Source organism: Pseudomonas entomophila, assembly GCF_013523125.1.
In the GTDB taxonomy this organism is placed as follows: Bacteria; Pseudomonadota; Gammaproteobacteria; order Pseudomonadales; family Pseudomonadaceae; genus Aquipseudomonas; species Aquipseudomonas entomophila_B.
The window spans coordinates 1-5,035 of sequence record NZ_JAAMQJ010000075.1; the positions used below are offsets into that span (position 1 = coordinate 1).

At 62.8% G+C, this 5,035-nt stretch carries 6 protein-coding genes; 4 read left to right on the forward strand and 2 right to left on the reverse strand.

Annotated elements, in window-relative coordinates; translation table 11 throughout:
• Nucleotides 1–281: 281 nt before the first annotated feature.
• Both cheR and G7007_RS21460 read right to left on the reverse strand, forming a co-directional pair.
• Complete coding sequence (gene cheR, locus G7007_RS21455; RefSeq protein ID WP_181105067.1) at nucleotides 282–1,109, reverse strand: protein-glutamate O-methyltransferase CheR; 828 nt, start codon at nucleotides 1,107–1,109, stop codon at nucleotides 282–284.
• 48 nt (nucleotides 1,110–1,157) lie between these two features.
• A complete protein-coding gene (locus G7007_RS21460) occupies nucleotides 1,158–2,087 on the reverse strand; it encodes a chemotaxis protein CheV (RefSeq protein ID WP_181105069.1) in 930 nt (309 codons plus the stop codon).
• 63 nt (nucleotides 2,088–2,150) lie between these two features.
• On the opposite strand from G7007_RS21460, the gene flgA reads away from it, so the two are divergent.
• From flgA to G7007_RS21480, 4 genes are all read left to right on the forward strand, one after another.
• On the forward strand, nucleotides 2,151–2,903 hold the full coding sequence (gene flgA / locus G7007_RS21465; RefSeq protein WP_181105071.1) for a flagellar basal body P-ring formation chaperone FlgA: 753 nt from the start codon (nucleotides 2,151–2,153) through the stop codon (nucleotides 2,901–2,903).
• A 150-nt stretch (nucleotides 2,904–3,053) separates the two neighbouring features.
• On the forward strand, nucleotides 3,054–3,365 hold the full coding sequence (gene flgM, locus G7007_RS21470; protein WP_181105073.1) for a flagellar biosynthesis anti-sigma factor FlgM: 312 nt from the start codon (nucleotides 3,054–3,056) through the stop codon (nucleotides 3,363–3,365).
• A 46-nt stretch (nucleotides 3,366–3,411) separates the two neighbouring features.
• Nucleotides 3,412–3,879: a flagella synthesis protein FlgN gene (locus tag G7007_RS21475; RefSeq protein WP_181105075.1), complete on the forward strand. Its 468-nt coding sequence runs from the start codon at nucleotides 3,412–3,414 to the stop codon at nucleotides 3,877–3,879.
• 79 nt (nucleotides 3,880–3,958) lie between these two features.
• The gene (locus G7007_RS21480; RefSeq protein ID WP_181105083.1) at nucleotides 3,959–4,702 is read left to right on the forward strand and encodes a flagellar brake protein; all 744 of its coding nucleotides are present in this window, start codon (nucleotides 3,959–3,961) and stop codon (nucleotides 4,700–4,702) included.
• Nucleotides 4,703–5,035 lie beyond the last annotated feature (333 nt).

The following is a 5,035-nucleotide window of genomic DNA, read 5'->3' on the forward strand; positions in this document are numbered from 1 at the left end:
CAGATCGTCTGCGCGGCCATGCGCAAGCTGCTGCACCTGGTGTATGGCGTGGTGAAATCCGACAAACCATTCGACCCTCAGATCGCGCTTGCGAAGTGAGGATCAAGACGGTATCTACACCCGTAGCCCCACCGCGGCGTGGCAGGCCACCGCGGTTCCTGTGGGAGCGGCCCCAGTGCCGCGATCGGGCCCGCAGGGCCCGCAAGATCAGCCACGCCGTCCACGGCTGGAACGACGCTTCTACAGCCATGAAGCAGGCGGCACCCGATGGCCGCCCTTCTTCACTTGGCCTGGTAGATGATCCCCGGGCTGCACTGCACCATCTGGAAATGATCCGGCAGCCCGTTGAGCGCCTCGGACGCCCCGAGGAACAGGTATCCCCCCGGCTTGAGGGTGCCGTGGATGCGCATCAGGATGTCCTTCTTCACCTGCGCCGAGAAGTAGATCAGCACGTTGCGGCAGAACACCACGTCGAACTTGCCCAGGCTGGCATAGCTGTCGAGCAGGTTGAACGGGCGGAACTCGACGCGGCTGCGGATCGGCGCCTTGATCGCCCAACGCCCTGCCCCCCGGCTGTCGAAGTAGCGCTGCAGGCGCTCCTGCGACAAGCCCCGGGCGATCGCCAGGCTGTCGTACTCGCCGGTCTTGCAGTTGGCGAGCATGGCACCGGACAGGTCGGTAGCGACGATCTGCGCGCCGGCCTTGAGCTGTCCCAGGTTGGTCCGCTCGAACTCGTCGATGGACATCGACAGCGAATACGGCTCCTGCCCCGACGAGCACGCCGCCGACCAGATGCGCAGGCGCTGGCCCGGATTCTTGCGAACGAACTCGGGGATCACCTTGTTCTTGAACACCTCGAACGGGTAGGTATCCCTGAACCACAAGGTTTCGTTGGTGGTCATGGCATCCACCACCTGCTCGCGCAGCCCGCCACGTGGCTGGGTCTGCAGTCGCTGCACCAGCTCGCCGAGCGACTTGATGCCCTGCTGCTCCATCAGCTTGTTGAGACGGCTGGAGACCAGGTACTGCTTGTTCTCACCCAACAGAATCCCACAGGCTTTCTCCAGGAAGACCCGAAACTGTTCGAAATCCAAATTACCCGTAGACACAGTGGCCGTCCCTCGAATCTCATGTCGCGCCAGAGCATGCTCGGCCATTTAATACGCAGCCTTGATACGATCGACCACGCGTTGTGCCAGGTCATCCGGCCTGAACTTAGCCAGGAAGTCATCCGCGCCGACCTTCTTGACCATGGCATGGTTGAACACGCCAGAAAGTGAAGTATGCAGCAGGATGTGCAGTTTCTGCATGCGTGGATCGCTGCGAATCTCCGCCGTCAAGGTATAGCCGTCCATTTCGGGCATCTCGATGTCGGAGATCATCATCAGGAATTCCTCCTCCGGGCGCTTGCCCTCATCGGCCAGGGTACGCAGATATTCCAGCGCCTGACGCCCGTCGTTGAGCGACACCACCTCGACCCCCACTGTCTGCAGACAACGGCTGACCTGCTTGCGTGCCACCGACGAGTCGTCGACGATCAGCACACGCTGCATCACCGCCTTGTCCTGCACCTCGGCATCGATCACGCCCTCGGAGATGGACTCCGAGGTCGGCGCAACTTCGGCCAGGACCTTCTCCACGTCGATGATCTCGACCATGCGATTGTCCAGGTGAGTCACGGCGGTGAGGTAGTGGTCGCGGCCGGTGCCTTTGGGTGGCGGATGGATCTCCTCCCAATTCATGTTGACGATGCGCTCGACCGAGTGCACCAGGAAGCCCTGGGTCTTGGTGTTGTACTCGGTGATGATCACGAAGCTGTTGCGCGTCTCTTCGCGCAGCGCCGGCAAGCCGGTGGCCAGCGACAGGTCGATGATCGGGATGGTCGCGCCGCGGATGTTGGCCACGCCGCGCACTACCGAGTGGGAGCGCGGCAGCAGGGTCAGGTCAGGGCATTGCAGCACTTCGCGGACCTTGAACACGTTGATTCCATAGAGCTGTGCGCCATTGAGGCGAAACAGCAGCAGCTCCAGCCGATTCTGTCCGACCAGCTGCGTGCGCTGGTTGACCGAATCCATTACACCTGCCATGCCTTGCTCCTTCCTCGATGAGCGCTTCGTGCAAATCGGCACGAGCTTTGCTATTCGAGCGGTATGCCTGAGAAAACGACAGTATCCCGACGATTGATGCGCCAGTTGCCTGCCCTGGTGGCCGCGACGTGCCTGCTTGCGCCTGGCCATCGCCTGTTGGCCGACACGTTCACCGCGCCTGAACAGCTTATCGGCGTGGCCCAGGGGTTTCTTGAGTACGCCGTCGAGGATTATCTGGCGACCAGCCAGACCGAGGGTCGCTACGAGGTGCAGGTCAATGCGATCGACCCACGCCTGCGCATGCCGGTGTGCGACCGCGACCTCGATGCGTCGCTGGAAAGCCCTGCGCAACCGATGGGCCGGGTGACGGTCCGGGTTCGTTGCAATGGCGCCGCGCCCTGGACGGTGTTCGTGCCGGCGCAGGTGCACCTGTACCGCGAGGTGGTGGTGATGAGCCGGCCGCTCAAGCGCGACAGCGTCATCGGCGACGGTGACGTGGCCCTGCGCGAGCGCGACGTGGGCACGCTGAACCGGGGTTTTCTCAGCCAGCTCGACCAGGCCGTCGGCATGAAGCTGGTGCGCCCCACCGTGCTCGACCAGGTGTTGACGCCCCAGCACCTGGAGCAGGCCGAGGTGATCCGCAAGGGCGATCACGTGGTGATCACCGCGCGCAGCGGCAGCCTGAGCGTGCGCATGCCGGGCGAGGCCCTGGTCAAGGGTGGCCTGAGCGAGCAGATTCGCGTGCGCAACCTCAATTCCAACCGGGTGGTCAAGGCCATGGTCGTGGGGCCGGGGCAGGTCGAGGTGGCCATGTAGGCCAGGCTGGCGGTTCAGGCCGGCTTTTCCTACACTGTGCCGCTAGGGTTATCCGAACCCTGCTTACAAGCGGTTGCCTTTTCGTGCCTAAAGTTTCTGCACCGATGGCCGAAAACAAGGCAAGCGTCCTGAACCCAGAGGTTTCTGATCATGGTCATCGACTTCAGTCGTTTGAACAATTCACCGTCCGTCGGCGGTACGCGTGCCGCAGGCTCAGCCGGCAGCACCGAAAAAACCGCCGATACCAGCGCCACCGCGCCCCGTGCCAGCGTCAGCGGCGAAGCCGTGCATCTGAGCCAGGAGGCCCAGCAGTTGCAGAAGATCACCGACAACCTGCGCGATCAGCCGGTCGTGGACAAGAGCCGTGTGGCCGCGCTGAAGCAAGCCATCGCCGATGGCAGCTACCAGGTCGATGCCGGTCGCGTCGCCAGCAAGATGCTCAACTTCGAAGCGCAGCGCTGACCCTTCGTCGCACTGACGTTCCGTACGCCTACGCCAAGAGTCCGCCATGCACGACACCAGCTTGCTGCAACTGATCGAAGACGACATCGCCCCGACCCAGGAGCTGCTGACCTTGTTGCAGAACGAGGCGGTCGCCCTGCACGGCCGGGACATGGTGGTGCTGGAGAACATCCTGGCACGCAAGCAGTCGCTGATCGTACTGCTCGAACAGCAAGGCCGACGCCGCAACCATCTGCTGAACAGCCTCGGCCTGTCGGCCGATCGCGCAGGTGTGCAGGCCGTCGCCGCGCAGTCCTCCCTGGGCGAGGTGCTGCTGCAGCAACTCGACCTGCTCACCGGTCTGATGGAGGCATGCCAGAAGGTCAACGAGACCAATGGCCGGGTCATCCAGATGCAGCAGCAGGCGACCGCGACGCAGGTCCGTATCCTCATGGGTGGCGAATCCCCTTCGCTGTACAACAGCCGTGGCACCACCGCCCCACTCGCCGGTCCTCGCACGCTCAGCCAAGTGTGAATACTGCTGTCAAGGCGCGATACATGCTGGCAGAATGCCTGCCCTGCGCGTGTCGTTTTTGCCTGGAGATTGATTACCCGTGTTCGATGATGCCGATGCCCCTCAGCCGCCCCAGGTGCTGACCACGCCCTTGGAGGTCGCGTCCAACCTGCGTGCCCTACAAGACAGCCACGACCCCCTGATCATCACCTTCGACGACCGTGCGCAGCGCTTCCAGAGCTACGTGGTGGACGTGGACCGGGACACCGGCACCTTGGTGCTGGACGAGCTGATCCCACGCGACGGTGAGAAATACATCGAGAATGGCGAGGCGTTCCGGGTGGAAGGCTTCCACGATGGCGTGCGCATCGCCTGGGAATGCACCACGGCACTGACCATTACCCAGTGCGACCAGGGCCGGGGCTACAAAGGCAGCCTGCCGGCGCAGATCGTCTACCACCAACGTCGCAACGCCTTCCGCGCTGCGCTCAAGCTCTCGCAACTGGTCGACATCGTGCTCGATGGCGATCGGCTCAAGGGCAGCGGCCTGCTGCGCGGCAAGCTATTGGACATCTCGGCCACCGGTTGCAAGCTGCGCTTCGACGGCAATGTGGAAGATTACCTGCAACTGGGCCAGGTCTACGACCGGTTCAGTGCCAGCAAGCCCTTGGGCATGTCCCAGGTGATGGTGGAGCTGCGGCACCTGCATTATGAAGAACGGTTCAATACCACCTTCGCCGGGGTGCGCTTCCACAACCTCAATGGTCAGTTGCAGCGGCGCGTCGAGAGTTTCGTGTACCAGCTGCAGCGCGAGGCGCGGCGGTTCGATCAGGACGATTATTGAGGCAAGTGGCAAGTGGCAAGTGGCAAGTGGCAAGTGGCAAGTGGCAAGTGGCGTTAGATAAGGCGATTCTGAAAGTTTCGAGCTTCGTATCGATTTTACGATTCTAGGGCCGCTCTGCGGCCCATCGCGGCCGGTCCGGCGCCCCGGCAGGGGCCGCTCCTACAGAGGGATCGCGCCGGGCTGGCAGATCAGCGACGCGGTCCAACTGTAGATACCGTCTTGATCCTCACTTCGCAAGCGCGATCTGAGGGTCGAATGGTTTGTCGGATTTCACCACGCCATACACCAGGTGCAGCAGCTTGCGCATGGCCGCGCAGACGATCTGTTTGTACG

Coding starts and splice junctions, on each gene's coding strand:
- G7007_RS21460 (WP_181105069.1), bottom strand. CDS start 2,087: ATGGCAGGTGTAATGGATTCGGTCAACCAGCGCACGCAGCTGGTCGGA.
- flgA (WP_181105071.1), top strand. CDS start 2,151: ATGCCTGAGAAAACGACAGTATCCCGACGATTGATGCGCCAGTTGCCT.
- flgM (WP_181105073.1), top strand. CDS start 3,054: ATGGTCATCGACTTCAGTCGTTTGAACAATTCACCGTCCGTCGGCGGT.
- G7007_RS21475 (WP_181105075.1), top strand. CDS start 3,412: ATGCACGACACCAGCTTGCTGCAACTGATCGAAGACGACATCGCCCCG.